The sequence below is a fragment of the Pontibacter populi genome, assembly GCF_040278685.1.
Taxonomy (GTDB): Bacteria; Bacteroidota; Bacteroidia; order Cytophagales; family Hymenobacteraceae; genus Pontibacter; species Pontibacter populi.
The window spans coordinates 313905-338569 of sequence record NZ_JBEOKT010000006.1; the positions used below are offsets into that span (position 1 = coordinate 313905).

Below are 24665 nucleotides of genomic sequence, written 5' to 3' on the forward strand. Positions count from 1 at the left end.
AAAGCAAAAGGCTGATCAGGAATGATCAGCCTTTTGTGTGGTAAGGGGAGTAGTTTCATTTTTGAGCCGGCCGGGCATGATCGCATAAAGGAACATGACTACCCCGATCAAAAGTAAACCTAAAGCTTCGCGGGCTTCTTCAATGTTCTTGATATCGCCGCCTCCAACTTCCAGGCCTTCATACTTTTCGGGCCACAGGTACATGGCACCAATAACGCAGGCTACTGTAACTATAGCTAAAACTATAACAGGCAATTTGCCATAAGCAGCCAGTATTGTTACAGCCGCAGCAACCAGGTAAATGATTACCCACACAGTAGCATCGGGGTCATTGTACTGCAAGCCGGCAAAGCTGATAAAAACTAATCCGAGTATTATTCCGATGATCTTCGTGAGCATAGTCTGGCTATAGTTTAAACTATATAGCTTTACTTGAATTTAAGCAAAAGGTTATAGTTAAACAAAGCAAAAAGGGTAGCGAAATGCCACCCTTTTCAATATGTCTATAGTTTAAGAACTACCAGGCCCACTCCGGACAGATGATCCGGCGGGTATTTCGGAGTTTAAAGCCCAGCACAACTTCGTGGCTTCCGGCATGGCCTGTACCTAACGGAGAGGTGCTGGCATCATAAGAATAAGCCAGGTCAAAAAGGTGACTGATATTCATACCAGCCATAGCTGCCACCGACTCGTTATGTCGGTACGTTACACCCGCCCAAATGCGGTTGGCATACATTACTTTAGCAGATGCATCAAACGAAACAGGGCTTGGCTGGGCCATTTTAACCATTACCGACGGGATAACTGCCAGGTCCGGAGTCATATCGATTCTGTAACCGGCTGTGGCAAAATAATGCTGCTGTAACCTTCCTTCTCTATCCTCCGGCGTAGTGCTGTCGATAATAAACTTACGCTTGCTTGGCACCAGTTGAGAGCCCGATGCACCAACATAAAAGTTGTACGAATATAGCCAAATACCCATGTTCAGGTCAAACTTCATTTCGTTTACACGGCCGTCATAAATTGCCGGGTCATTGCCCTGGGCTGTCGTTACAGTGCCTGGGTCCAAACTATACTGAATGATGCCTGGAGCTACACCAGCCGCTACACGTAAAGACCTGGTGATGGGCTGATGATAAGCATAACTAACGCTAAGGCTACCACGCTTTAAAGGACCGGTTTTGGTGCTGCTTGCCATGGCACCTATGCCGTGGTGCGGACGAATACGACGGTACTTGTTCGGCTTTTTAGTGCTTTCTTCTTTTGCATTTGTCCCGATGCGGCTGCCTCTGTAGGAACTACCCATGTCTTTGTTCAGGGGCATATGAAACGAAGCGTAATACGTTTGCGGGGCACCCTCCAGGCCAGACCACTGGTGCCTTGTTCCCAGTTTCAGGTCGGCATAGTTTTCTATGCCGGAAATGGCTGGGTTAAGCAGGTAGTTGTTGGTAGAGTACTGCGTGTACTGCGGTCTTTGCTGCGCCATTACCTGGCCGGCAAAAAGTAACACAAATCCCAGGGCTAAAAGTCTTTGCATATACGTTATTTAACTATAGTTATACTTCCTGTTAATGGTTTTTCGCTTGGCTCCAGTTGGATCACATAGTAATAAGTTGCCAGCGGTAATTCCTGACCGTTGTAGCGGCCGTCCCAAGGTGCCTGGTACCCATTTGACTGGAATACCATAGTGCCCCACTGGTTGAATACCTGTACTTTACAGTTCGGGTATTTCTTCAGGTTGGCAATTTCCCAGGTGTCGTTAATGCCGTCGCGGTTAGGCGTAAAGGTGTTCGGGATTTCTACAAAAGGGAGCACCGTTATCGTTACATCATCCGAGAATGTACATCCACCAGCCGTTGTTATAGTTACCGTGTAGGTAGTTGTCGTTTCTGGTGTAGCCACCGGGTTTGCAATGTTCGGGTTATTCAGGCCAATAGCCGGAGACCAACTATAGGTGTCGCCACCGCTTGCTTCCAGTGGTATGCTTCTGCCTTTAATGATCGTTTTATCAGGCCCGGCATCTGCCGATGGTTCCATTACGGTTACCGTAACCGGAGTGCGGTCGCTGGCACACGATAGGGTTACTTCCTGCACATAATAGGTAGTGGTATGTGTCAGAACCGGCGTGGTAAAGCTATTGCCTACAGTTAACAACTCACCTGAACTTGCCGATGCATACCATTCCAATCGGCCTTCTTTGCCGGTTGCCTTTAGCGTAACACTGCTACCAGAACAGGTTGTAACATTTTGCGCTATAGGTGCTAATGGCTGCGCATTTATGTTGATCACAACCGCGTTACTCACCAATCCTTCACACGACTCCGACGTCACAATTCTGCGGAACCATGTTTTCTGGGTTAATGGCATCGGGTTATAGTTCTGGCCATTGTTGGCGCCCGGCGCAGTAGTAAAGCCTTTGTCTGCACTTTCAGTGCTGTATTCCCACAGGTACGTATAGTTACCGCTGCCACCTGTTGGTGTAGAGCCGGTTAAGGTTGACGGCGCTGTTGCATAACATACTGTCTGGTTTGTGCTGATCTTGTTGTTGCTCATAGCAGGCTTCACCGTGATCATCACTTCCTGGCTATTGTCTGAACGCGGCCCTGAAATAACTACTCTTCGGAACCAGGTATCCTGCGTAAGGGCCGGCGGAGCATAATCCAGGCCGTTACTGATACCTTTTGCAGATAACCAGGTAGCGCCAGCATCCGAAGTTTTGTATTGCCACTGGTAAATGTAGTTGCCTTCGCCACCTTCCGGTATTGAGCCTTTCAATGGTTTTGGCGTATTGCCGTAGCAGATCACCTGGTCAGCCTGAATGTTGTTGTTCGAGATGCCTAGCGTGATCGTGATCTTAACCGGGTTAGAGGTGCTTTCGCAACCACCCGAGTACACACGTCTTCTGTACCAGGTATCAGAATTTAATACACCCGGAGCATAGTTCTTGCCATCGTTCAGGCCTGTTGCCGTAGTGTAATTTTTACCATCCGTACTCACTTCCCACAGGTAAGTATAAGTATTGTCTCCGCCTGCCGGTAACGAGCCAGTTAAAGGCGCCGGACGCTGCCACGCATAGATCGTTTGATCGATAGTTACCGTATTCCTACTGATCTGAGGCGATACGGTAACCTTAACCACGTTCGAAATATGCGAACACGCTCCCGAAGTAACTACTCTTCTAAAGAAAGTTGTCGTGAATAAAGCTTCAGGCTGGTAATCTTTATTTTTGCCATTTGAAGCCACAGGAGCAAAGTTTGCCGGTGAGTTTGATGTAGCAGATTGCCACTCATAAGTATACTTGCCGTCACCACCCATAGGTATCGAGCCTTTTAACAGGGTAGGAGCGAATCCTACGCACACCATTTGCTCTTCCGTGATCGTATTTTCAGTGATAACAGGATTTACATCGATCTTAACAGCTGCAGAAAGATCAAAGCATTTGCCTGATGTTACCTTGCGGCGGAACCAGGTTGGCTCAGTTAAAGCTGCCGGCTGATACGATTGGTTACTGTTCACGCCCGGAGCTGTTGTATAGTTTACACCATCGGCACTAACCTCCCATAAGTAAGTGTATGCGCTGATACCACCTACGTGCTGAGAACCCGTAATGATACCCGGTTTCTCGTTCTCGCAAACTATAGTTTCGGATGCTGTTATGGTATTGGCAACTATAGCCGGATGAACAATGATCTGAATAGAGGCACTTTCAACCTGAGCACATGGACCTGAAATAACCTTACGCTTGTACCAGGTAGTTTGAGTCAGTTTACCTGGCTGGTAATCCTTTGTATTGCTGTTTGGGATCTCCGTAAAATAGGTGCCATTCTCGCTGTAAGACCAACTATAGGTATAAGTGCCATCGCCGCCAGTTGGCGTTGAACCCGTAATCAAGACTGGCGTTTCACCTTCGCAAACAGCTTCAACTATAGTTAGTGTATTATTTTCCAGCGCAGGCAGCACTTCCACTTTCACTGCTTCGCTCACGTTCTCGGCACACGGGCCTGAAATAGCTACACGGCGGAACCACGTGGTTTTAGTGAGTGCAGTTGGCTGGTATATTTCTGAAGTAGCGTTGGCTATGGTTTTAAAGTCTGCGTCTACGCCTTCCGTTTTCTTCTCCCATCGGTACGTTATGCCCAGAACGTTTCCACCTTCCGGACGCGTTCCTGAGATCTGGTTAGGGATTTGGCCGGCGCAGATAGCTGCGGTAGGAGCGACAAGGCTGTTGTTTGTGATGTTCTTGTTAACCGTAACTGTAACGGCTGTTCTGTCAGAGCTTCCGCAACCATTGGCATTCACAGTTTCTACATAATAAGTAGTGGTAGCACTTAATGCTGGTGTTTCGAAGCTGCGACCACTAAAGACTGGTGTTGTGGCATCTGCAGCATCATACCAGTTATAGTTGCCAGAGGCTGTTACCGTAAGTGTTGCAGTTGTATTCTCGCAGATGGTAACAGAAGCTACAGCAGGTGCCACCGGAAGCGGAACAACTGTAATTTCAATAGCCGGAGATACATCCACGCACGTGCCGGATAACACTTCGCGCTTGTACCAAGTGGTAGTAGCTACCTTGCCAGGCGTATAGTTTGGCTTATTATTTATGCCTACCGCAGGAGTGTAAGTGCCATCAGCACCGGTTGTGCTCACCATCCAACGATACGAATAGTTGTTATCACCACCAGTTGGCTGGCTACCAATAAGTTGTGCTGCTTCTGTTCCGAAGCAGATCACCTGGTCTTTAGAGATACTGTTGTTAGCGATAACCGGATTAACGTGTATTTTTATAGTATTGCTGACGCTGGCACCGCATGGGCCGCCCGTAACTTCACGCTTAAACCAGGTCGTTTTAGTGAGTGCACCCACCGCATAGTTAACACCGCTGTTCTGGCCTGTTGCTGGCACAAAATTCTCGCCGTCGTTGCTCATGTACCAGCGGTAACTATAGTTGCCATTACCATTTTCAGGCTGACTTCCTTCCAGCACCTGCGGAATCGCGTTAGCACAAACTGTCTGCTCGCCAACTATGGTGTTATTGGAGATAGGCTTATAGATCGTGATCTTAACCGGCTGACTGATATGTACCTGACAGGTACCAGAAGTAACTTTTCTGCGGAACCAGGTTGTCTCATCAATTATTTCCGGGCTATAGTTCTGTTCTGTATTGTTGCCTGTGGCTGCAGTATAGTTTCCGTTTTCGCCGGTGGTGCTCATTTCCCATAAGTAACTATAGGTTTTGGTTCCGCCAGTTGGCTCGCTGCCGTTCAATTGGGCCGCTTTCGTTCCGATGCAGTAAGTTGTGTCTTCTGTAACGGTGTTGTTGGCAATAACAGGTGTTACACTAACTTTAACCGGCTCTGACACATGCGAGCAAACGCCCGAAACAGTTACTCTACGGAACCAGGTTGGTACAGAAAGGGCACCCGGTTGGTAATCTTTAGTTGTAGCACCTTCCACTTTACTAAAGCCTTCTGTTGCCGATTTTGTGCTGATTTCCCAATAATATGTATAGTTGCTGTCGCCACCAATAGGAGTAGAGCCAACTAGATTTGCAGGAGTCTGGCCGGCGCATATTTCAGCTACCTCTTCTATTGTGTTGTTAGTGATAACGTCCAGTACCGTTATAGTTGCCGCCGTTCTCGGGCTGATACAACCTTCAATAACTGCCTGCACATAATAAGTCTTGCTTTCATTTACAGCTGCAATACCAAATGACCTGCCCTGATGCAGCATCGTACCACCTTCAGCTACATCAAACCACTGGTAAATTGTAGCATTGCCCTGTGCCGTAAGCGTAGCACCGCTTCCCGGGCCGCAAAGCGTAACAGGAGCTACCGTAGGTGCTGGAGTTGCCGGACGAACCGTAACTTTTACAGGCGTTCGTACGCTGGTACAACCACCTTCTATAGTTGTCTCAACATAATAGGTGGTAGTAGTTTCAAGCGCAGGAGTTTCAAAAGTAGCACCTTCACCTAACAGCTTACCACCTGTTGCTGCATCGTACCAGGCCAGTTTACCAGCCGGGTTCTGTACCTGCAGCGTTGTGCCAAATCCAGGGCAAAGTATTGCAGGACTTGCTACAGTCGGGGCCTTAGGAAGTTCGTTTACTGTAACCGTTACCTGATCTGATGTAGCGCAGCTGCCTTCGCCGTAACTATAGGTAACTATAAATGTGCCTGCTTTGGATGGCGTAAACGTACCCTCCTCCGAAACCAGTTCAGTGCCACTCCATTTGCCGCCCGGTAAGTTGGCCGTTAAGTTAAAGCTGCCGCTGTTAAGGCAAACTGTAACATCCTGGCCGGCATCTGCTACAGGAGCTTCGTTTACCGTTACCTGTATGGTGCTATAGTTGCTGCAGCCTTTCGGGTCGGTGTAAGTATAAGTTAAAGTATAAACGCCTGTTTGTGTTGGTGGGGTAAATGTCCCATCTGCGGTTACATGTTCGCCGCTCCAGATGCCGCCTGCCGGGCTGCCCTGTAATTTAGTGGCTACCGGTCTGTTACAAACAATAATATCTGAACCAGCGCTAACAACAGGTAACGGGTTTACTTTTATAGTTATTTCTTTTGAGGTACTGCAGCCGGTTTCGTTATCATAACCGGTTACTGTGTAGGTTGTAGTTTCGGCAGGAGTAGCTGTTACGCTGGCATCTGTCGTAGCACTCAGTCCTGCTGCCGGCGACCAAACATAACGATCTGCACCTGTAGCTGTAAGCATAGCTTGACCCTGGCCAACGCATATTTCTGTTACATCAGCTGTGACGTCCACTTTAGGCGGCTCATTTACAATAATGGTAACAGTAGTTGTGCTGCTGCAACCTGTAGCGCTGTTTGTGCCGGTTATAGTATAGGTAGTGGTTTTGGCTGGCGTTGCTGTAACTGAGTTACCATTTGTGGCGCTTAATCCTTCAACTGGTGTCCAGGTATAGGTATCAGCACCGGTTACGCTTATAGTTGTGCTGCCACCAAGACATAATTCAGGTGTTGCGGCAGTCGCTTTCAGTTCCGGTAAAGCATCAATTCTGATTTGCTGCACAGCTGGTTCTGACTCGCCGCACTCGTTTAAAGCAACTACGCTAACAGTATATAAACCAGCTTCAGTAAACGCTATAGTTGGGTTTGCCGATGTACTGTTACCAGAAGCAAATTCCGTTGCATTGTCGCTCGTAACTGTCCATCTATAACCGGTTATAGTTCCCGACTGTGCATCGTACGTTGGCTTATGGGCAGCATTATCAGCTGTAAAAGCTATAGTTTGCGGGCCACAATACACCGCATTTTCAGGAAGTATAACAACAGGCTTACTACGCACCGTTATTTTTTCTTCCTTAATGCTAGCTGGCGCACACTGGTTCGTTGCGGTTAGCTTAATGGTATAGTCCCCTGCCTCTGTAAAGTTAAATGCAGGGTTTTCAGAAGTAGCAGATGAGCCATTGGCAAAGGCCCAGCCGGTAGCCGGGGTAACTTCCCAGGTATAGGTTAAATTATCGCCAGTAGAGTTATTCTGAACGTTAAAAACACTTGGTGTACAGTTGCCGGAAGTAGAAGGCTGTAATGTAAAGTTTGCTTTCGGAGGCTCGTTTACGATGATCTCTTTTTCTTTGGAACTTAGCGAACAGGTAGAGTTTGGGTCTAATGGCTTCACAACCAGTATCAGCTTGTATTTGCCGGGCTGTGTAAATACAACTTTCGGGCTTTTAGTATTGGCAGTACCAGAAACAAAACGCCATCCGGTTGCAGGTTCAATCGTCCACTCGCTCAGGTAGTTTTCTGTATTGTTAGTGGCGTCGTACCCACTCTTGGTCAGGTTCTGCAGGTTTATGGGCTGGTTAACGCATAACGATTCGCCACCACCTACTGCAAAATCGGCCTCCGGTCCTTTGGAAATACGGATACCCGAGAAGGTAGCGCGCGATGAGCTACACGGATTTTTCGCGAAACCTGTTAAAGTAAAACCAAATTCAGTGTCTTTTGATGATTCGTTGAAGGTATGTTCGATGTAGCGATCGGCTGGTAATTCGTTGTGCTTGTAGGTTATGGCTGGGGTACCATCATCGAACTGGAATGTGTAAACGGTTTCTGGAGAGTTGCCTTCTACGCCGGTAATTTTAAAACGGTAGGTTGCCGGAGCACACTGCGTATTGTTACCATCGCTGGAAATTCCCAGGCCAGGGTTACTGCCCACAAACATGCGTTTTACCGTTGTGGTAGTGCAGCCGTTTTCTCCTGTAACAGTTAGTGTAATGTCGTAACCGCCGGAAGCGGTATAGGTATGAGTTGCTGTTCCGAAGTTTTTACCGTAGGTGTCTGTCTTGCCATCACCCCAGCTAATAAGGTAGCTGTTGTTCGTTTCTTTGGTGGTAGAGGTATTTTCTACAGTCAGGTTAAACTTAAAATTAGACGTATTACCAGCGTAGCTGCAATAAGTAAAATCAAGTTCAGGGTAAACCGGGTCAGTAATGCTGGCATCCGGTGCGCCGACTATAGTTATAGTTTCAGAAGTGGCTTCGCAACCGTCGGCTGTGGTGGTTTTAACCCAGTACGTTCCGGGCTTGGTAACGCTGATGCTGGGGGTAGTTGCGCCTGTGGACCAGGTATAAGTTTTAGCTTCAGATGACTGTAGAACTATAGAATTTCCGTTGCACAGAGAGGTTCCTGTAGGAGTATTAATTACAGGTTTACAATCCTGGGCAGCAACACTGTTAAACCACATCCCAAAAAAGAGGACAAGGAAGGGCAACAGATTGCCTTTATGAAATGGCTGCATGGCTAAAAGTTGTAAAGTTTATTACAGAAGCAGTTTTTTAAATTGTATTAAAATAAAACAGATAGAGAAAGACCGTGCTTTCCCAATTTGTCCTGTAACCGGTAAGAGTATCTTGCTTTCATCAGCATTCGCCTCAATTGCTATATTCTATCCATCAAATTAACCCGATCAGTTTACATCAGGCTATAGTTCAGAACGAAATGAAATAATATAATCAGATCGTTTTAGAGAGTCATGTCGTGAATTGTAATTTAAAAGGTATTTTAAATCAGGTATCACGATGATTGGCTAACCAATTTTAAAAATAATTAGTTTAAACAGCCTGTTATTTTTTTCTAAATATACCTCGTAATTACTTATGTAACTTATTTATTATGTGATTTTTATTAAGTTACTGGGTTGGTCAGTCTAAATTTATATAAAGTTGAGTTGCTCATTTAAATTTACTGTAATAGTATAAATTGAACTATACTTATATTTTGTTGATTTGTTAGTGATTGTTAAACTATAGTAAGTTATAAATCCGGTATTTTTTTACCTATAGTTGTATTTATGCTCTGGATAACTGCTGTTCTCTCTTCCTGCTATTCTCCTCTTTTCTTACCATTCTAAAATAATCAGTAAAAAAGTTTATTGGCCAGTTGCATTATAAATTCAGGGCAGTGTTGCACAGGTTTATATGGTGGAATAAAAAAAATACAATTGATTGAGATGTGCTAAAAAGTGCTTTTAGTCTTGTGTTATGGCCCAAAATGGAGTTGAAAACACCTGTATTGGCTTATATATGTATATTTAGATATAGTGAGTTTCATCTATTAGTCAATTTCAATTATTTAATAAATATAAGGAAAACACTAAACCATTCGGAAACTACACCCGTAATTTAGACTGCTTGAAGTAAGGAAAGGAACCGACTGGCATAACATCCTCCTTACCCCGGCAACTTAGTATACTATTAACTATTTTATCGCATAAGTCTGAAACGTTCCGGAGAAGCCGGATTTGAAGTTGGAGCGCATGGAGCCAGTACCAGCATGCAGAACATTATTCGATAAAATGACCAGAGTTTATATGGTTAAAATTTTACAGCGTCTCAAAAATGAATAAATATCAGCATTATTACAGTTTCAACAGGATTATTCTGCTGATCCTGGATGTAGCCCTAATCGCCCTAGCGTTTAACTTATCAAATCTCTTCAGATATGGAACAGTTGAGCTGGACCATCAGTACAGCATCTTCTTTGTATTGTTTGCACTTGTATGGTGGATCGTTTCAGGTTTCTCTAACTTCGTGTTCCGCATAGATGGATTTCTGCCGATAGGCAAAAAGCTGGCTAACCTGATCAATGCCTTCGTTCTGCATGCATTTATTCTGGCAAGCTGCATTGTAATATTTAACCTCGAAGAGATCTCACGCCTATTACTGCTTTACACTTACCTGTCAACAGCCATGCTGATTGGCTTCAGCAGATTGTTGTTCACGCAACTAAGCCGTTACTTCACTAAGTCTGACATGGCGTATTCCCGTTTTGTAGTTGTAGGTAGCGGACAGGCAGCAATTAACCTATACCACACATTTGGTAACGAAGAAAACCCTGGTACTAAATTTATGGGTTTCTTTGATGATGAAGTGGATAAGAATAGCCCATACGCTCACCTGGTAAAAGGCTCTGTAGAAGATCTTCAGGATTACTGCCTGCAGCACAGCATTGACGAAATATACTATACCAAACCATTGAACAACAGAGAGCAGGTTGATGAACTTACCTCTTTCTGCGACGATAACTTTGTTTACTTCCGTATTGTGCCTGATTTCAGTGCCATCGTACAGAAAGACGTAAACTTATACTTCTACCATAACATCCCGATGATCAGTGTGCGTAAGGAGCCACTGGAGCAGGTTACGAACCGCGCTATCAAACGTGTCTTCGATATCGCCTTCTCTATGGCCGTTATCCTGCTGATCTTCCCGATCGTGCTGCCGGTTATAGCGCTTCTGATCAGAATGGAATCTAAAGGACCGATCTTCTTTAAGCAGTTGCGTCCGGGTAAAAAGAACAGGCTGTTTGTATGTTACAAGTTCCGTACGATGCGTGTAAATAACAATACAGAGCTTCAGGCAACTAAAAACGATCCACGTATCACCAGAATCGGTGCCTTCCTTCGCAAAACCAACTTAGATGAGCTTCCGCAGTTCTTTAACGTACTGTTAGGCGATATGTCAGTTGTTGGCCCGCGTCCGAACCTGGTATCGCAGTTGGACCACTATTCAAAAGTTATCACAAAATACAAAATGCGCCATTTTGTAACACCGGGTATTACCGGCTATGCACAGGTTAGCGGCTACCGCGGCGAGACCAAAGAAGTGCACCTGATGGAGAAACGTGTAGAGTATGATGTAAAATATATGGAGAACTGGAGTTTTATGATGGACATGAAAATTATTTTCCTGACCGTTTGGAACATGATAAAAGGCGAAAAGAATGCTTACTAATGATACCTATACCAAGCCTGCCGTTACACCACCCTTACAATTAAAGCGCAGGTTACTTACCGCTGATATTACAGCGGGTTCTTTTAAAAGTTTTGCAGAGCAGGTGTTCTGGCTTAGTGAACACAAAAAGTCGAGTTATGTATGTTTTGCCAACGTGCACATGCTGGTTGAGGCGTATAAAGACAAAGACTTTAACAACATACTTAATAATGCGGATGTGGCCTGCCCGGACGGCGGCCCCCTTTCCAAGCTTATGAAACTGCTCTATGGGCAGCAGCAGGACCGGGTAGCAGGCATGGACCTGTTACCTGCACTTCTGCAAGAGGCCGCTGCCCGTGGCAAATCGGTTTACTTTTATGGCTCTACCAACGATGTGCTGGAAGCTGTAGTTGAAACCGCAAAAAAGAAACATTCTGACTTAAAAATAGCCGGCTACTATTCACCGCCCTTCAGGAAACTGACTGACATGGAGGACGAAGCTATAGTTGACATGATAAATGCTACTGAGCCTGACCTTGTGTTTGTGGCATTAGGTTGCCCGAAACAGGAACGCTGGATGGCCGATCATAAAGACAGGGTAAATGCCTGTATGCTGGGTGTAGGTCAGGCCTATATGACCTTTGCAGGTCTTGAGAAACGCTTGCCAAAATGGGCCAGAGATCTGTCGCTGGAGTGGGTTTACAGGTTAGTGCAGGAGCCTAAGCGCCTCTGGAAACGCTACCTGGTAACAAACAGCGTATTTGTAGCCCTTGCTTTAAAACTGATTGTACAGCATAAAGCTGGTTTTAATACCCGGCAGGAATCCATCAGCGGATAACCTGCCCTTAACCATGTAAGATGAAATATGGCACTTACATAGAACATTATTATCGTTATAAAACCAATTATAGCCATTACCGGCGCTGCGTAGTACGGTACTATACTAAAATGTGCCAGTCCCGCCGAAATAAGAGTGCCGTTCATTATCCAAAACAACTGTGTGTGGTTACCTCCATGCAATTCTATACCTCCAAAAAGTACGAGCCGGAAAGCGCCTTAGCTGTAGAAACTGCAGCGTAAACAGGGGTATTTAAAAAAAGTGAAATTTAACAAATCAAAATATAGCGATTGCCGTATCAATTACCGACCGCAACAAAAGCTGAACGATATAAAAGCATAAAGCCGGGCGGTTAGTATGTCTCAACCTATTAAACCCTTATACATTATGAAAGCAGTTATACTAGCTGGCGGGTACGGAACCCGAATAAGCGAAGAGAGCGGCGTAAGACCAAAGCCCATGGTAGAAATTGGTGGAAAGCCGATCCTTTGGCACATCATGAAGATCTACTCTTATTATGGCATAAATGAATTTGTGATCTGCTGCGGCTATAAAGGCCATATGATCAAAGAATACTTTGCTAACTATTGCCTGCATAACTCTGATGTAACCTTCGATATGCGCAAGAACAGCATGGAAGTGCACAGAAACAACACTGAATCGTGGAAAGTAACGCTTGTTGATACCGGCGAAGGCACTATGACAGGTGGCCGCTTAAAACGTGTGCAACAATATGTTGGCGACGAGACATTCTGTTTAACATATGGTGACGGTGTAAGCGATGTAGATATAGCTGCCGCTATAGAATTCCACAAAGCACAGGGAACAATGGCTACACTTACTGCCGTACAGCAGCCAGGCCGTTTCGGAGCGTTCAATCTTTCATCAGAAGCAACCCGCATCAACCAGTTTCAGGAAAAGCCGACAGGTGGCGAAATGCCATGGATAAACGGTGGTTTCTTTGTACTGGAGCCAGGTGTATTCGACTATATTGAAGATGACAGCACTACCTGGGAGCGTGAACCAATGGAACAGTTAGCCAAAGAAGGCGAGCTTTCTGCTTACCGCCACACCGGTTTCTGGCAGCCAATGGATACCCTCCGCGATAAACATGTTCTGGAAGAACTATGGCAGAAGAATGAAGCACCTTGGAACGTATGGTGCAGAATGCTTTCTAATGCTAAAAACTAAGGAATCCCTTCCCAAACTATAAAATCCCTTTACCAATGAAGATATTAATAACCGGAAACATGGGTTATGTAGGTCCTGGCGTAGTTAGCCAGTTGCGCGCTACATACCCGGAAGCTACGCTTATTGGCTATGATATGGCCTATTTTGCAACAAGCCTTACAAATGCACCATTTCTGCCAGAGAGCAAACTGGACCAGCAACTGTTTGGCGATGTGCGCACAATGCCAGCTGATGTGCTGGAAGGTATGGATGCTGTAGTACATTTAGCTGCTATCTCCAACGACCCGATGGGTAATAAATTTGAAGAGGTAACACTGGATGTAAACTATAGATCAACTATAAGAATTGCAGAAATGGCGAAAGCTGCCGGTGTGAAGAACTATGTGTTTGCATCGAGCTGCAGCATGTACGGCGCAGCTTCAGAACAGGCTAAAACCGAAGATTCTGAACTGAACCCACTAACAGCTTATGCCCGCTCTAAGGTAGCTTCTGAAAAAGAACTAGCTCCATTGGCTGGCGATGGTTTTACCGTAACCTGCCTTCGTTTTGCAACGGCTTGCGGTATGAGCGACAGATTACGTCTGGACCTGGTACTGAACGACTTCGTCGCCGGAGCGATCTCAACAGGTAAGATCACGATACTGAGCGATGGTAGCCCATGGAGACCATTGATCCACGTAAAAGATATGGCGCGTGCGATTGAGTGGGCAATAACCAGAACACCGGATAACGGTGGTGAATTTTTAGCTGTTAATGCCGGTAGCAACGAATGGAACTACCAGGTAAAAGAGCTTGCTGAAGCTGTAGCTGAGATCATACCGGGTACTGAAGTTAGTGTAAACCTAGAAGCTGCCCCGGACAAACGTTCTTACCGTGTAAACTTCGACAAATTCAAAGCACTGGCACCAAACCATCAGCCACAGGTATCGTTGAAGCAGGCCATTCAGGAGCTGCGCGATGGCTTAACACAAATGGACTTTAAAGACGGCGACTTCCGTAACTCGCTACTGATGCGCCTGAAAGTGCTAAACCAACTGCAGGAGATCAATGCTATTAACGAGCAACTACAGTGGAACCGTAGTACTGCCAAGGTAGCTAAAGAAACAGAATTAGAGATCGCATAATATCCCTCACCTATGATATTTACAGAAACAAAGCTGAAAGGCGCTTATATAATAGATGTTAAAAGACTGGAAGACGAGCGTGGCTTTTTTGGCCGTTCGTTCTGCCAGAAAGAGTTCGAAGAGTTTGGCTTAACAAATGACATCCGCCAGGCAAACGTATCTTATAACAAGGTAAAAGGTACCCTGCGTGGTATGCACATGCAGTTAGCCCCGAACGAAGAGACCAAACTGGTACGCTGCACGCGTGGTGCCATTTATGATGTGATCATCGACATGCGCCCGGACTCTGAAACGTATAAGCAATGGATAGGCGTGGAGCTTACTGCCGACAACTATAGAATGCTGTTTGTACCGGAAGGATTTGCACACGGCTTCATTACGCTGGAAGACAACACGGATGTAACGTATAATGTGACAGAATTCTATACACCTGGCGCTGAACGTGGTATCCGTTGGAATGATCCTGCTTTCAACATCGAATGGCCGATCGAGCCGGTTGTGATCTCTGAGAAAGACCAGGCACATCCTGATTTTGAAGAAGTATCCAAAGAAACTGAAGGAAAGCTGCTGGTATAATGCCGGCGGCTTTCCGTCTTATAACCCTTAACTAAAGTATAAAATGATAATAATTGACACTGCATTAGCCAAGCGTCACGCAGAAAATAACCCTATCAGAGTTGCCATGGTTGGTGCCGGCTTTATGGGTCGTGGTATCGCGCTTCAGATCTGCAAATATGTGCAGGGCATGGAGCTGGTAGCCATTGCAAACCGCGACATCTCAAAAGCAAAAAGAGCTTATACCGAAGCCAGCGTAGAAAATGGTGTAGAAGAAGTAGCATCTGTTGAGAAACTGGAAGAAAACATCCGTAACGGTAAGTTTAGCATTACTGATGATGCCATGCTGCTTTGCAAAGCTGAAGGTATTGATGCAATTATTGAAGTAACCGGAGCTGTTGAGTTCGGTACAAACGTAGCTATGCGCGCCATCGAAAACGGAAAGCACATCATTATGATGAATGCGGAAGTGGATGGTACTGTTGGCCCGATCCTGAAAGTATACGCTGACAAAGCCGGTGTTGTGTTTACAAATGCTGATGGCGACCAGCCGGGCGTGATCATGAACCTGTACCGTTTTGTGAAATCATTAGGTGTTAAGCCTGTGCTTTGCGGTAACATTAAAGGTCTGCATGACCCGTATCGTAACCCAACTACGCAGAAAGGTTTTGCCGAGAAATGGGGACAGCAGCCCTCTATGGTTACGTCGTTTGCCGATGGTAGCAAGATCTCGTTTGAGCAGGCTATAGTTGCTAACGGAACTGGAATGCGTGTAGCCAAGCGTGGCATGCACGGACCAACTGTACCAGCTGGTACGCCAATTAAAGAAGCTGTAAACCTTTATCCACTGGAAGACCTTGTAAATGGTCCTGGAATAGTGGATTATGTGGTAGCAGCGGAGCCAGGTCCGGGAGTATTTGTACTGGGTACGCATGACGACCCAATTCAGCAGCATTACCTGAACCTGTATAAACTGGGCGAAGGTCCGTTATACTGCTTCTATACACCTTACCACCTGTGCCATTTTGAAGTACCAACTACCGTAGCGCGTGCCGTGTTATTTAACGATGCAGCACTTACACCAATGGGCGCTCCTTGCGTTGAGGTAGTTTCTGCAGCTAAAATAGACTTGAAAGCTGGTCAGGTTGTAGATGGAATAGGCCACTACATGACGTATGGTTTATGTGAGAACGCTGATACAACTCAGGATGAAAGATTATTGCCAATTGGTGTAGCTGAAGGCTGTATCTTAAAACGCGATATCCCGAAAGACCAGGTGTTGACTTACGACGATGTTATTCTACCGGAAGGCCGTTTAGTTGACCAGTTGCGCGATATTCAAAGCCGTTACTTTAACGCAACAGATAACGCTGAAAAAGAGCAGATACTGAAAAGCGTTTACGGTAAAAGCGAATCGTTAACAGAAGCATAGATCTCCTGAACTATATATTACAGCATCCCGGCAAGTAAAAACTCGTCGGGATGCTTTGTTTAAACTATAGCTATGAGGCAAAATATAGTTGGCATTATCCCGGCAGCAGGGTTAGGTTCCAGGTTGGGGCAGATTCCTTTCAGTAAGGAACTATATCCGATCGGTTTTAAAGCGGATGGTTCTTCTAAAGTTGTGTCGGAATATTTGCTGGAAATGATGCGGGAAGCAGGAGCGGAGCAGGTTTATTTTATACTTCGGAATGGCAAATGGGATATACCGGGCTACTTCGGAGACGGCAGCAACTATAATTTGGCCTTCGCTTACCTGCTGATGAACCGGCCTTATGGAACACCTTTCTCTGTGGATCAGGCTTATAGTTTTGTCAAAGATAAAACCATCGCTTTTGGCTTTCCGGATATTATAGTCGAGCCTGCAAATGTATTCACTCAGCTTCTTGAAAAACAACAGGAGACCGGTGCAACTATAGTTCTGGGCTTGTTTGAAGTAGCGCATCCGCATAAATGGGATATGGTTAATGCGGATGATGCCGGAAATGTGAAAACTATACTTCCCAAACCTGAGAACTCCAACCTCACACAGGCCTGGTGTATTGCAGTGTGGACGCCAGCGTTTACAGCGTTCATGCATCAGTATTTACAGCAGATAGAGGAGCAGTTTATAGTTGGTGAGCTGAAAGAATTGTCGATGGGAGCCGTAATACAGGCCGCTATTGATAACGGAATGATAGTGCAATCCGTATGTTTCTCCGGAGACAGCTGCCTGGATGTTGGAACGCCCGAAGACCTTAGAAAAGCCATTAAGCGCTTAACCTGATTTACCCTTATACCCCGATGAGAATCCTACAGGTACATAACCATTACAAACAATCTGCCGGCGAAGACACCGTGTTTTTTGCCGAAGCAGCCTTACTCGAAAGTTATGGTCATGAAGTTGAACTGTTTACGCTTACGAACAACGAAGTAAACTCCGTTTCTGAAAAACTACAGGCTGCTGTTGGTGTGCTATACAATACTGATAGTGCCAAATTGGTAGAGGCAAAACTGAAGTCCTTTAAACCTGATATAGTTCACGTTCACAACTTCTTTCCGCTTGTATCACCCGCTGTGTTTTATGTAGCGCAAAAGCGGAACATACCTGTTGTGATGACGCTGCATAACTATAGACTGATCTGCCCGAGTGCGTACCAACACTATAATGGCCGGTTACACTTAGAGAATGCTGCACAGGTTTTCCCGATAAAAGCTATAGTTGAGAAGGCGTATCGTGACTCCTATTTCCAGACGGCATCAGTAGTGCTGACAACCGGTATACATAAGCTGCTCGGGACCTGGCAAACCAAAGTAGATCGTTACATTGCGCTTACCCAGGGCGCCGCCGACATGTTCCTGAATTCATCGCTGAAACTGAAGTCGGAGCAGCTGACTGTAAAACCCAACTTTACAACTGATTTAGGAGAAGGAGCAACTGAGCGGGAAGATTATTTCCTGTTTGTCGGCAGATTATCTCCGGAAAAAGGAGTGGAAACTTTGCTTAGAGCAAATAAACTGCATCCGTTTAAGCTAAAGATTATTGGTGACGGGCCTTTGCGCGGAGCCGTGGAAGAACATGCTGCCACTCACCCGAATGTGGAGTATTTAGGATACCAGAAACGGCCAAGGGTAGAAGAGGAGCTTAAACACGCAAAAGGTCTGATATTTACATCGGAGTGGCCCGAAATGTTTGGGATGACGATAATTGAAGCATTTTCTACTGCTACGCCTGTTATTGCATCTAATATTGGTGGCGCGGCGCACCTGGTACAACACAACTATAACGGTTTGCTATACACGCCCCAGGTAGCTGAAGAACTGGTAGAACAGGTAAAGCTGCTTGGTTTTAATACTGAGCTTGCCAGCGCGCTCGGGCAGGAAGCACGACGAACATACCTGCAAAACTATACAGCTGAAGTTAACTATAGAATGCTCCTGGATATCTATACCGATGTTATCAGGGCAAAAAGAAAGTCTGCCCCGGTTATGGCCGAAGCAGACTTGTAACTATAGTTCTGATGTAAAAAATAAAGGCTGTTATAAACTAACAGCCTTTATTTTTTCAGGCAACTTTCATTTTTGCCGTTACAGCCTTCTTTTTAATGTTCTGTAAAATATCTACTACTTTGCCTATTTGCACGGTTATGTTGGCGCGTTGTCCCTGGTCAAAATTATACACCTTACGCTTATTAGCGCAGATAATGTAGTTATAGTCCAGGTCCAGTTTGGTAGCAATGTCATAGAATGGTTCTACTACAAAGCCTTCGTTAAAGATCTCTACTACTTTTGTGCCTGGTCTGCAGAAGAACAAACTGATCAGTCCGGCGCCGGTAGCTCCCATTACAACATCAGCTTTAGAGAACAGCTTTATCTTCTCTTTTATAGTTAGCTTACTTGAGATGATTTTCTGGAAATTATAAGGAGTCAACGCTTCCATCAGTTCATCCTCGTTCAGCACAACCCTTAAACTGGAGTCTGAACGGCTGATGTACAGAGATGGAGCTTCCGGGGTGATCAGATCCTCTTCCTCATCAGCGAATGGTAAAAACGACGACTGTATATAGTTGCAAAGCCATTGCGGAACAAGGGTATGGTTGCCACGCGGTGCTGTAGAAGCTATAATGCAATCGGCTGTGATATGTGTATGCTTATCGCCTTCAATGATCTTATCAGTAGGAATGCCCAGCAGTTCAAGTGTTTCGCGTTGATAATCGTAACGAATACTTGGCACCAGGAACCAGTCTACTTTATCGTAAAGGCCGCTTTCGCGGAGCAGGTGCAGGCGAGGCAACACATCTATAAACCAGTGGCCGATGTTGTTAAGGCCGGCACCACCGGTTAGCAGCGAGAAAACAGTTCCTTCAAATCGGTGAGGCGGGCTGAAATAGCGCTGCTCAAAAATGTTGTTCAGGTTTGGTTCTGTTACTTTCCCGCTCACCAAACTCAAAGATACATTCTCGATGAGGCGGTTGTATTGGGTAACAACAGCCACACTGCTTTCATTATCAGTATAAATGCGGCCATTTGGGACCTCCACCACCATATAATCGGTTTTCACCTCGCGGGCAGGCTTCCAGTAAAAAGAGCCGGCTTCGTATAGTTCTTCGGGTATGTTAAGCTGTGTTTTAAGCCCCGGATAAATGCTGTGTACTATAACTTCTTTCGGGTGGTGGGCTTTTGCGTCTTCAATTTTAACTCTGCAGACATCTGATGGCCTATAGCGTGTATTGTATGGGATGATGCGTCCCATAATCTTCTTGACTTGTTTATTCCCCTTATGGTAGTAGGCCTTAAATTTCATTTGTCTATTTCTTAGAATCCAACTGCTTATTTAAACAGGAAAATGTGTAGTTCATATTACCTGGTATAGTTTACAAAATGACTCGTGTCTTTTTTATTCGGGTCATGCTGCTTGATCTGCTGTACAACTAAATTTGCTGCTACTTCTACTGCGGTATGGTTCCAGTGCGCATCGTCAGTTGGGTAAAGGGCAATATTTTCCTGTTGGTAAAGTTTCTCAAAATCTGTTTGTGTGTCTACTACATTAATGTTGCGTTTACGTAATTCTGTCATTAACCTCGGTAAAAAGTCAGGTTTCTTTTTAGAGGGCAACATCTGGTAGTAAATATTTTCTTTGTTAGGAATTGGCATAAACAAAAACCTGATTCCACGCTCCTCTAAAGCTTCTTTATAGCCCTCCAGGGTGTTAGCCATATCCATAATCTCTTTTTCGGTATAGTCGCGGTTTGCTATTTCTCCTTCAATAAAGAATTCGTTGTTATAGGAGATGTATTCTTTTTTGCCGAAAGCCCGCTCAATGTTGGCCAGTGTACGGTGATACAGACCCAGTTTTGTAGTGCGGTCGGCTGTTACAAAAAGCTTAGTGAGTAGTGGCGAGTTGTTTATAACATTGCCTGTAAAATTCCTGATCTTAGAGCCGAAGCCATTTGCCCCAACCGGCGTAAGGTGCGGAATTCTGCGCTCGATACTGGATACAATTACCAGTTCCGGCGGGTCTTGCACAAAGCGGTCTGTGGCCAGGAAACGATTCATGGTGGCAGGCGCGAAAGAATAAACATCCTGGTTCAACTGGCGCTCCAGCACTTCGGCCAGTGTTTCGTCCTGCGATAGTTTGGCCCCGGTTATATTGGAATCACCTATCAGTAACACATCGTGTTTTGTGTCGCGGTTGCGGTAGCCGTATGCATCCGTAAACCATTCTACTTTGCGTTTGGTAGCAAAAGGTGTGTGCGGCGCAAGCTCGCCTTCTTCCACCATAACCATGTGCTGGTTCGGGTAAAAAGGACCAGCCATTACATCCATTTTATTTACAGATATAGTTTCCCAGATGCGGAACGTGAAGAAGTTGATCGGAACTATAGTTGCTTCGATAACAGGCCACAACGCAAATGGTAACACCAGCAAGGTTAGTTTAACCAGCAGCTTTTTTACGCCCTTGTTTTTCATAACCTTATACTATTAAAATTGAAAATAAATAAACTCCTGGTTGCCGAACTGCCCGAAAAGCAGCACCGCAATAAGAGCGATGTAGTACACACTCCATCTGACTATAGCAGGCCGCTGCATGATCAGCTGCGATACACTGCCGTTTCGCTGGATAAGGTGCACTGTTTCCATAATAAGTATAGCTATCACCGAAACCACGAATATTTTGGGTCCCTGGTCCATGAACAGCAGGTGATCGAGGTTTACACCCGCAAATACCTGGCCGATGTTGCCTAACCCTACGAAACTATACTTGATGATATAAAGCGCATCCGAGATATTATTGGCCCGGAAGAAGATCCAGGAGAAACATACCAGCACAAATACGCTTAGTACCTGCACCCACTTATATAACAACGGGTGGCTGGTCAGGCCTATAGTTCGGGCCAGGGCATCGCGCTGTTTGGCAGTAACTATAGCAAATATCAGGTAAAAGCCGTGTAAAGCTCCCCAAACCACAAATGTCCAGTTGGCACCGTGCCACAGCCCGCTCACCAGAAAAGTAAGGAACAGGTTATAGTACCATCGCCATTTTACAACGCGGTTACCGCCCAGCGGAATGTATAAATAGTCCCGGAACCAGCTTGATAAGGAAATATGCCATCTGCTCCAGAACTCAGATATCGATTTTGAAAAGTATGGTCTGCGGAAGTTCTCCATCAGGTTATAACCCATTACCTGCGCTGCACCAATGGCTATGTCGGAGTAACCCGAAAAGTCGCAGTAGATCTGGAAAGCAAAGAAAATGGTGGCAAGTATAAGCGTAACTCCTTCGTAGTCGGTGGGGTTGTTATACACCTGGTTCACCAGCAGTGCCAGGTTATCGGCAATTACCAGCTTTTTAAAGAAGCCCCAGGCCATTCGGCGCAAACCGGCAACTACACGCCCATAATCAAAATCGAAACTGGAGCGCAACTGGCCCAGCAGGTTTTCGGCACGTTCTATTGGGCCTGCAACCAGCTGCGGAAAGAACGTGATGAAAAGGGCAAAAATACCTAAATGCTTCTCAGGTTTGATGCGGCCATTGTACACATCTATACTATAGCTCATCGTCTGGAAAGTATAGAACGAGATACCCATTGGTAGCAACAGCTCAAAAGCCGGCATAGCATAATTCATACCCAGACCTTCGGCAATGCCCCGTGCGCTATCGTTAAAAAAGTTGTAATATTTAAAGAGACCTAATGTAGTCAGGTTAGCAATAAGCGAGATATATAAATAAGGTCTTCGCTTGTCTTTCTCCTCATCAGAGAAGCGTCCCATGGCACGGCCAGTTGCATAATCTACCAGCGTTGATACTACTAAAATAAGGGTATAAGCCGGCTTCCAGGACATGTAAAAGTAGTAGCTGGCAAGCAACAGGATGATCCACCTTCTATTACGCGGAGTCAGGAAATAGAGGGTAACTACTACCGGAAAGAAAATGAAAAATTCAGTAGAGTTAAATAACATATTATTGGCCTGTTAGGGTGTAGAGGATGTTTTTGTACCGGATACATGGAGTTGATCCGGGTAGTCTGTTATAAGCCAGCCGTCCGCTTATGCCTTCTGTTTTTTTCTATTATATAGTAATTGGGTAAAAAGGTTGGCCGAAATCCAAAATATTTTTTGTACGGAATATAGCCGGGACCTAATAAGCAGATTATACGTTATAATATTTTTTAAGAATATGGTTTTCTCTTTTATTTCTATAAATAATTGCATGTTTTAGGATTAAAAAAATATAACCTTCAGTACATATAGTCGTTTAAGAGGTCAGCAAATTTGTATATAACTTACAGTGTGTATGCCCCACCCTTACTTTAAGAGGCAGTTTCGCCTATTTATATTATTTTTTATTATACTTACTTCTCATGTTACTGCCTCGTTTGCAGCCCGTGTTACTACTTTTGCTATTGCAACGCCAACCTTACAGGCTAAAACATCGCTGGTTGGTGCCATAACTATAAAATGGACACCTGTAGCAAATGCCACAGGCTATGTTCTGGAGAAGTCGAATACAGGAGATGCTTCAACTTTTGTTACGCTCAAGTCTTTTGGAGCTTCCGAAACGTATTACCGCCACACAGGCCTGTACTATAACCAGAAAGTATACTACCGGATAAAAGCTATCGGAAACGGAGAAGAATCGTCTTATAGTTCGGTAGCCAGTGCTACAACCCATGCACAGAACAAAGATTACAGGATAATGCCGCTTGGCGACTCTAACACCGAAGGTGGTGCCGGTAACTTACCCAATGATGAACTGGCTGCTTACCGCGACAGGTTAGAACAACTCCTGAACGGCACTGCCATAAAAGACAACTATGATTTTGTTGGCAGCGAGCAATCCGGAAGCAAGTATTTAACCGACCTGGACCACGCCGGTATGGGTGGAGCCCGAAACGAAGACATTATAACACTGCTGCGCAACGGTTTTTATAGCCGCTATTATGATGGCAAGCATATGGGGATGGATAATGCAGGTAACTATTTACAGGCCTTTACTCCTGATGTTATTTTGCTGCACATCGGAACCAACGACATAAGCAGAGAGGGCATCGATAACTCCCAGGAAACTGTGAATGAGCTCGAAACAATACTGAATGAGATAGACAAATATGAGCAGAGTTCGGGAAAGGAAGTAACCGTTATTCTGGCCAAAATTATTAAGTCGCTTTGTCTTGGTGAAGATTGTTTTAAAGGACCGAATGGTACCATGAACGATGTTATAGCGCTGTATAACCAGAAGATAGAAGCACTGGCAGCTAAGCGAATAGCAGCAGGCGACAGGCTGGAACTGGTTGATATGGCAGATGCCGGCATAAAATACGAGTACACCTACACCGGCGGCGATATGGCAGACCGTTTACACCCGGCTATGAGCGGCTACAATAAAATGGCAACAGTTTGGTTTCCGGTTTTAGATAGGCTGTTAAATGTACAGCCACCAGCCCAGGACACCGAAGCTCCTGAAACCAGTATTGCAACCAAACCAGCTGCGACCACAAACAGCAAAACCGCCACCTTTACCTTTACCAGCAACGAGCAGGGAGTAACCTACCAGGTAAGCCTTGATGGAGGTGCATTTACGACGGTAACCACTCCTTATACTATAAATAACCTGACTGACGGCGCCCATACTATAAAAGTAAGAGCAGTAGATGGAGCCAATAATTTTGATGCCACACCAGCCACTTATACCTGGACTGTAGACACACAAGCGCCGGGGGTTCCGGTAGTGCTTGCTCCGGAAGAAGATGCTTTGCTGAACAAGAACAAACCAACTATAAGCGGAACGGCAGAAGCAGGCGCAACGGTAAAAGTTTTTGAAGGAAGTACCCAGATCGGAACTGCAACAGCCGGCACAAATGGTAGCTGGAGCTTTGTGCCCGGCACTGCCCTGACAGAGGGAGAGCATAAACTTACGGCAGAAGCCACAGATGTTGCCGGTAATACAAGTGCCAGCAGTGCCGTTCGCAGCTTTACGATCGATACAAAAGCGCCCGAAACAACTATAGCCAGCGCCCCGCCAACTATAACCAACAGCAAGTCTGCAGAATTTAGCTTTACCAGTAACGAAACAGGAGTAACCTACGAGGCCAGCCTGGATGGAGCTCCATTTGCTACTGTCAGCAACCCGGTAACATTTAATAACCTGCAGGATGGTTCGCACACTTTTAAAGTGAGAGCTATAGATGCAGCCGGAAACATAGATTCTTCGCCGGCAACGCATACCTGGACGATAGATGCC

At 45.4% G+C, this 24665-nt stretch carries 15 protein-coding genes; 9 read left to right on the plus strand and 6 right to left on the minus strand.

The features are described from left to right. Window positions 1-15: 15 nt before the first annotated feature. The 3 genes from ABS362_RS09405 to ABS362_RS09415 all read right to left on the minus strand — a co-directional run bounded on the left by ABS362_RS09405 (window position 16) and on the right by ABS362_RS09415 (window position 8763). Window positions 16-399, minus strand: a complete 384-nt coding sequence (locus ABS362_RS09405) for a transmembrane 220 family protein (protein ID WP_350412178.1) — start codon at window positions 397-399, stop codon at window positions 16-18. A 118-nt stretch (window positions 400-517) separates the two neighbouring features. Next, a complete protein-coding gene (locus tag ABS362_RS09410) occupies window positions 518-1537 on the minus strand; it encodes a PorP/SprF family type IX secretion system membrane protein (RefSeq protein WP_350412179.1) in 1020 nt (339 codons plus the stop codon). Window positions 1538-1542: 5 nt separating this feature from the next. After that, a complete protein-coding gene (locus ABS362_RS09415; RefSeq protein WP_350412180.1) occupies window positions 1543-8763 on the minus strand; it encodes a DUF8696 domain-containing protein in 7221 nt (2406 codons plus the stop codon). A gap of 1099 nt (window positions 8764-9862) precedes the next feature. Between ABS362_RS09415 and ABS362_RS09420 the strand changes: the two genes are divergently transcribed. From ABS362_RS09420 to ABS362_RS09455, 8 genes are all read left to right on the plus strand, one after another. Further along, entirely contained in the window at window positions 9863-11257 is a 1395-nt protein-coding gene (locus ABS362_RS09420) for an undecaprenyl-phosphate glucose phosphotransferase (RefSeq protein ID WP_350412181.1), read from the plus strand. Then, entirely contained in the window at window positions 11247-12074 is an 828-nt protein-coding gene (locus ABS362_RS09425; protein ID WP_350412182.1) for a WecB/TagA/CpsF family glycosyltransferase, read from the plus strand. Before ABS362_RS09420 ends, ABS362_RS09425 begins: the two co-directional genes overlap by 11 nt. A 387-nt stretch (window positions 12075-12461) precedes the next feature. Continuing rightward, window positions 12462-13265 (plus strand): glucose-1-phosphate cytidylyltransferase, encoded by an 804-nt coding sequence (gene rfbF / locus ABS362_RS09430; protein ID WP_350412183.1) that lies wholly within the window; start codon window positions 12462-12464, stop codon window positions 13263-13265. A 35-nt stretch (window positions 13266-13300) separates the two neighbouring features. Next, window positions 13301-14389 carry an NAD-dependent epimerase/dehydratase family protein gene (locus ABS362_RS09435; RefSeq protein ID WP_350412185.1) on the plus strand — a complete coding sequence of 363 codons (1089 nt, stop codon included), beginning with the start codon at window positions 13301-13303 and terminating at the stop codon, window positions 14387-14389. A 12-nt stretch (window positions 14390-14401) separates the two neighbouring features. Then, window positions 14402-14965, plus strand: a complete 564-nt coding sequence (gene rfbC / locus ABS362_RS09440) for a dTDP-4-dehydrorhamnose 3,5-epimerase (RefSeq protein ID WP_350412186.1) — start codon at window positions 14402-14404, stop codon at window positions 14963-14965. Window positions 14966-15008: 43 nt separating this feature from the next. Further along, window positions 15009-16376: an NAD(P)H-dependent oxidoreductase gene (locus ABS362_RS09445; RefSeq protein ID WP_350412187.1), complete on the plus strand. Its 1368-nt coding sequence runs from the start codon at window positions 15009-15011 to the stop codon at window positions 16374-16376. A 72-nt stretch (window positions 16377-16448) separates the two neighbouring features. Continuing rightward, window positions 16449-17210 (plus strand): nucleotidyltransferase family protein, encoded by a 762-nt coding sequence (locus ABS362_RS09450; RefSeq protein WP_350412188.1) that lies wholly within the window; start codon window positions 16449-16451, stop codon window positions 17208-17210. A gap of 17 nt (window positions 17211-17227) precedes the next feature. Beyond that, window positions 17228-18433 carry a glycosyltransferase family 4 protein gene (locus tag ABS362_RS09455; protein ID WP_350412189.1) on the plus strand — a complete coding sequence of 402 codons (1206 nt, stop codon included), beginning with the start codon at window positions 17228-17230 and terminating at the stop codon, window positions 18431-18433. A gap of 55 nt (window positions 18434-18488) precedes the next feature. On the opposite strand, the gene ABS362_RS09460 is transcribed toward ABS362_RS09455, so the two are convergent. From ABS362_RS09460 to ABS362_RS09470, 3 genes are all read right to left on the minus strand, one after another. Beyond that, a complete protein-coding gene (locus ABS362_RS09460; RefSeq protein WP_350412190.1) occupies window positions 18489-19676 on the minus strand; it encodes a glycosyltransferase family 61 protein in 1188 nt (395 codons plus the stop codon). Window positions 19677-19783: 107 nt separating this feature from the next. Then, window positions 19784-20893: an alginate O-acetyltransferase AlgX-related protein gene (locus ABS362_RS09465; protein ID WP_350412191.1), complete on the minus strand. Its 1110-nt coding sequence runs from the start codon at window positions 20891-20893 to the stop codon at window positions 19784-19786. A gap of 12 nt (window positions 20894-20905) precedes the next feature. Then, window positions 20906-22384, minus strand: a complete 1479-nt coding sequence (locus tag ABS362_RS09470; protein ID WP_350412192.1) for an MBOAT family O-acyltransferase — start codon at window positions 22382-22384, stop codon at window positions 20906-20908. Window positions 22385-22718: 334 nt separating this feature from the next. Here ABS362_RS09470 and ABS362_RS09475 point away from each other — a divergent pair. Then, the coding region (locus ABS362_RS09475) for an Ig-like domain-containing protein (RefSeq protein ID WP_350412193.1) at window positions 22719-24665 on the plus strand (1947 nt) is incomplete at its 3' end.

Coding starts and splice junctions, on each gene's coding strand:
- ABS362_RS09405 (WP_350412178.1), bottom strand. CDS start 399: ATGCTCACGAAGATCATCGGAATAATACTCGGATTAGTTTTTATCAGC.
- ABS362_RS09410 (WP_350412179.1), bottom strand. CDS start 1,537: ATGCAAAGACTTTTAGCCCTGGGATTTGTGTTACTTTTTGCCGGCCAG.
- ABS362_RS09415 (WP_350412180.1), bottom strand. CDS start 8,763: ATGCAGCCATTTCATAAAGGCAATCTGTTGCCCTTCCTTGTCCTCTTT.
- ABS362_RS09420 (WP_350412181.1), top strand. CDS start 9,863: ATGAATAAATATCAGCATTATTACAGTTTCAACAGGATTATTCTGCTG.
- ABS362_RS09425 (WP_350412182.1), top strand. CDS start 11,247: ATGCTTACTAATGATACCTATACCAAGCCTGCCGTTACACCACCCTTA.
- rfbF (WP_350412183.1), top strand. CDS start 12,462: ATGAAAGCAGTTATACTAGCTGGCGGGTACGGAACCCGAATAAGCGAA.
- ABS362_RS09435 (WP_350412185.1), top strand. CDS start 13,301: ATGAAGATATTAATAACCGGAAACATGGGTTATGTAGGTCCTGGCGTA.
- rfbC (WP_350412186.1), top strand. CDS start 14,402: ATGATATTTACAGAAACAAAGCTGAAAGGCGCTTATATAATAGATGTT.
- ABS362_RS09445 (WP_350412187.1), top strand. CDS start 15,009: ATGATAATAATTGACACTGCATTAGCCAAGCGTCACGCAGAAAATAAC.
- ABS362_RS09450 (WP_350412188.1), top strand. CDS start 16,449: ATGAGGCAAAATATAGTTGGCATTATCCCGGCAGCAGGGTTAGGTTCC.
- ABS362_RS09455 (WP_350412189.1), top strand. CDS start 17,228: ATGAGAATCCTACAGGTACATAACCATTACAAACAATCTGCCGGCGAA.
- ABS362_RS09460 (WP_350412190.1), bottom strand. CDS start 19,676: ATGGGACGCATCATCCCATACAATACACGCTATAGGCCATCAGATGTC.
- ABS362_RS09465 (WP_350412191.1), bottom strand. CDS start 20,893: ATGAAAAACAAGGGCGTAAAAAAGCTGCTGGTTAAACTAACCTTGCTG.
- ABS362_RS09470 (WP_350412192.1), bottom strand. CDS start 22,384: ATGTTATTTAACTCTACTGAATTTTTCATTTTCTTTCCGGTAGTAGTT.